General features: G+C 78.2%; 4 protein-coding genes. 3 read left to right on the forward strand and 1 reads right to left on the reverse strand.

From position 1 onward, the window contains the following. The 3 genes from ABZ914_RS48960 to ABZ914_RS48970 all read left to right on the forward strand — a co-directional run. A partial coding sequence (locus ABZ914_RS48960; protein ID WP_500201456.1) for a WS/DGAT domain-containing protein occupies positions 1-821 on the forward strand: 821 nt, incomplete at its 5' end. Next, positions 821-1,702, forward strand: coding sequence for a DMT family transporter (locus ABZ914_RS48965; RefSeq protein WP_500201457.1), 882 nt, complete (start codon positions 821-823; stop codon positions 1,700-1,702). The genes ABZ914_RS48960 and ABZ914_RS48965, both read left to right, overlap by 1 nt. Positions 1,703-1,808: 106 nt before the next feature. After that, positions 1,809-2,708 (forward strand): alpha/beta hydrolase, encoded by a 900-nt coding sequence (locus ABZ914_RS48970; protein ID WP_500201458.1) that lies wholly within the window; start codon positions 1,809-1,811, stop codon positions 2,706-2,708. A 56-nt stretch (positions 2,709-2,764) separates the two neighbouring features. Here ABZ914_RS48970 and ABZ914_RS48975 read toward each other — a convergent pair. Then, on the reverse strand, positions 2,765-3,300 hold a 536-nt coding region (locus tag ABZ914_RS48975; RefSeq protein ID WP_500201459.1), incomplete at its 5' end, for a PucR family transcriptional regulator.

The following is a 3,300-nucleotide window of genomic DNA, read 5'->3' on the forward strand; positions in this document are numbered from 1 at the left end:
TGGTCGTCCTCCTCCACCGCGCCCTCGCGGACGGCGGCGGCCCCTTCGACGTGCTACGCGGCATCCTCGACCCGGCCGGAGAAGCCCCCGCGCCCGGCCGGGCCGCGGTGCTGCCGGCGCCCGCGCCGCCCGCCCTGGCGGAACCCCCCGCGATCACCGGTCCGGCCGTCCCCCGGCACGGTTTCGGGACCGCCACGCTGCCGCTGGACCGGGTCCGCGAGGTCGCCCGCGCCGCCGGCGTCCGGGTCACCGGCCTGCTGGCCGCCCTGATCGGCGACGCGGCAGCCGAGGCCGCCGCGGAGGCCGCCGCGGAGAAGAGCGCCGCGCCGCCGGGCGCGTGGACGCTGCGCGTCGCCGTCCCGCCGGAGCCGCCCGGGGCGGCCCCGGGACGCGCCGCCGCGCTCGACGGCCCCGGCGGGCCTCGCCGGCTGGACGTCCCCGTCGACGGCCGCCCCTTACGGGAACGGCTCGCGGACATGCGCCGGACGGCCGGAGAGCGACCCGGTCGGCCCGCCGGCGCGGCCCCGTTCGCCGGCGCGGTCGTCGCGAACCTGCGCGGCCCCTCCGGCCCGCTGGCGCTGGCCGGAGCGCCGCTCGGCGCCCTCCACCCGATCCTGACGCCCGCCGGCGGCGTCCCGATAGCGGTCGGCGCGCTGAGCCGGGGCGGGGCGCTGCACGTCTCCGTGACCGCCGACACGCGGGTGCTGCCCGGCGCGGACCGGTTCGCCGGCGGCCTGCTGCGGGCGTTCGAGAAGCTCGCGGCCGTGTTGGGCGTCGACGCCGATCCCGGCCGCAGCGGCGCGCAGACCGGAACGCCTTGATGGCGTGGTCGGCCGCGTTCAGCGTGCTGGCGGCGCTGCTGTTCGCGGGGGCCGCCGCGCTGCAGTACCGGGCGGCGCGCCGCGCCGTGGGGGAGGGCAAGGGGCGCGTCCCCGCCGTCCAGCTGATCGGCGCGCTGCTGCGCGACCCGGTGTGGCTGGCGGGCTGGGCCTCGAACCTCGGCGGGTTCATGAGCCAGGCCGCCGCCCTGCACCTGGGCTCCACCGCGCTCGTCCAGCCGCTGCTGGTCACCCAGCTGGTGTTCACGATCCTGCTCGGCGCCGCCGTGCTCGGCCGCCGCCCCGCCCGCGGCGACCTGGTCGGCGGGATCGCCGTCACCGCGGGCCTGGCGGTGCTGTTCACCGTGCCCGGCGCGATCCCCTCGCAGGGCGAGCCGTCCCGGCCCCGGCTGATCCTCGCCGGGCTGGTCGCCGTCCCGTTCGTGCTGGCGCTGTCGCGCGCCGCGAACATCCGCCGCGGGACGGTCCGGGCCGTGCTGCTCGGGATCTGCTCCGGGCTGATGTTCGCGGCGACCGCCGTGCTCATCAAGCTCACCACCGCCGACCTGGTCGAGCGCGGCGTCGCCGCCACGGCGCTCGACTGGCCCGGGTACGCGCTCGCCGGGTCCACGCTGCTCGGCCTCGTGCTGGAGCAGAAGGCGTTCGCCGCCGGATCGCTGCCCGCCGCGATGACCGCGATGACGATGACCAACCCCGTCGCGTCCTACGTGCTGGCCGTCTTCGCCTTCCACACGCAGCCGCCGCGGTCGCTCTCGGCGTTCGCCGCGGTCGCGCTGAGCGCGGTCCTGCTCACCGCCGGGGTGACCGTCCTGTCGCACTCCCAGTCCGCGCCGGGCCGCGCCGACGAACCCGCCGCGCCCTGACCGGGACGGTCCCCGCCCTCCTCCGCCGCGAAATGCGATCTTCGTAGAACCTTCCGGACCTTTCGGAGGTCCAAGCGGGTGTCGGTCCCCTCCCGGAAGGACTCCTGTGATCTCCAGACGCGCGCTGCTGCTCGGCGGCCTCGGCGGGCTCGGCGCCTTCGCGGCGGCCGGCGGGACCGGGTACGCCCTGGTCGAGAACGACGTCCTGCCCGGCAGGGTCCGCCTCGCCGAGGCGCTCGGCAGGTGCGGGAACGTGCCCGCGCCGCCCGCCGCGTCCACCGCCGTCCGGCGGATCGCCTGGCGTTCGGCGCGCCGCCGCACGGACGTCACCGCGACCGTCGTCCTGCCCGCCGCGACCACGTCCCTGCGCGGCCTCCCGGTCGCCGTGGCCCTGCACGGCAGCGGCGGGGACGGCGCGTCCGCCGTCCGGTCCCTCGCGCTGGACCGCTACCTCCCGGACGCGGTCGCGCGCGGCGGCGTCCCCCCGTTCGCGATCGTCGCCGTCGACGGCGGGCCCGACACCTACTGGCACGCCCGCGCGGACGGCGACGACCCCATCGGCATGATCGTCGACGAGCTGCTGCCGCGGCTGCGCGGGCAGGGCGCCCGCACCGGCCGGATCGGGGCCATCGGCTGGTCGATGGGCGGCTACGGCGCGCTCGTGCTGGCGCGCAGGCTGGGCGCTCCTCGAACGGCCGCCGTGGTCGCCTCGTCCCCGGCCCTGTTCGCCTCCTACGAGGACGCGCGCCGCACCAACGCGCGGTCCTTCGACGGCGCCGCCGACTTCGCCCGCAACGACGTCTTCCACGCCTTGGACGCGCTGAAGGGCGTCCCGATCCGCGTCGACTGCGGCACGAGCGACCCGTTCGCGCCGATGGTCCGCAAGCTGCGCGGGCGGATCCATCCGGAGGGGTCCATGGGCGGCGGATGCCACGACGGCGGCTTCTGGCGTCCCCGCCTCCCGGCGCAGCTCGCGTTCCTCGGCCACCACCTCGCCGGAACCTAGCCCGCCCGCCCGCCGGGCGCTGAGCGGTCAGCGGGCGGGGTCAGGCGGGGGCGGGGTCAGGCGGGCTCCTCCGCGCGCCCGGACCGCACCAGCCAGCTCAGCATCAGCATCACGTCGAGCCGGCCGTCGAGGTCGGTGAACCGGCCGCCGGTCAGCTCCGCGATGCGCCGCAGCCGGTACCGGACGGTCTGCTCGTGGATGTGCAGCCGCTCCGCCGCGACCACGGCGTTGTCGCCGGACTGCAGGTAGGTCAGCAGCGTCTCGGCCAGCGGCTGCCGGCGCGCCGGCGCCAGGTCGAGCAGCGGGCCGAGCACGGCCCCGGCGGTCGCGCCGACCAGCTCCTCCGCCGCCAGCGTGGCCAGCGAGGCGATGTGCTCGACGCACCGGACCGGCTCCCCGCCGGGGAGCAGGCCCCGCTCGACGAGCGTCAGCGCGTGCCGCGCCCACCGCAGCGACACCGCGCCCTGCGTGAGCGGCACCGTCGGCCCGATCGCGGCGGTGCCGAGCCGGCGCAGCGCCGGCCACAGCCGGTCCTGCCCGGGCCCCTCCGGGTCGGGGACGACCAGGAACGGGACGGGCGCGTCCCACGCGG

Origin of the sequence: Spirillospora sp. NPDC046719 (assembly GCF_040645715.1) — a bacterium.
Classification (GTDB): Bacteria; Actinomycetota; Actinomycetes; order Streptosporangiales; family Streptosporangiaceae; genus Spirillospora.